This window comes from Pseudomonas sp. 86_A (assembly GCF_017491705.1).
Lineage (GTDB): Bacteria > Pseudomonadota > Gammaproteobacteria > Pseudomonadales > Pseudomonadaceae > Aquipseudomonas > Aquipseudomonas koreensis.
Window position 1 is genome coordinate 1 of record NZ_JAFGYS010000163.1, and the last position, 454, is coordinate 454.

1 pseudogene is annotated in these 454 nt (G+C 68.7%); it reads left to right on the top strand.

Features of this window, described 5'->3' with window-relative positions:
* Positions 1-106: 106 nt before the first annotated feature.
* Positions 107-454: pseudogene (locus tag J5M57_RS28505) on the top strand (DNA repair protein RadA); the annotation flags it as partial.

A 454-nucleotide genomic window follows, 5' to 3' on the forward strand; every position in this document is an offset into this window, starting at 1 on the left:
TCTCCCAACCGATGGCACCAGTCTGGCGCGCGCCTTCGTCGCGGTGGCTGATCGCGATCAAGAGCAGGCGTTATCATGCGTGCCCTTTTTCCTGCCCGGAGTTCCCATGGCCAAGGCCAAGCGCATGTACGGCTGCACCGAATGCGGCTCGACCTTTCCCAAATGGGCCGGCCAATGCGGCGATTGCGGCGCCTGGACCACCCTGGTGGAAACCGTCATCGAAGGCGCCGCGCCGCCCTCGGGGCGCGCTGGCTGGGCGGGCGACCAGGCCAACAGCAAGACCCTGGCCGAAGGCAGCGTCGAGGAAGTGCCGCGCTTCTCCACCGCCTCCGGCGAGCTGGATCGCGTTCTGGGCGGCGGCCTGGTGGACGGCTCGGTGGTGCTGATCGGCGGCGACCCGGGCATCGGCAAGTCGACGATCCTCTTGCAGACGCTGTGCGCGATCGCCCAGCGC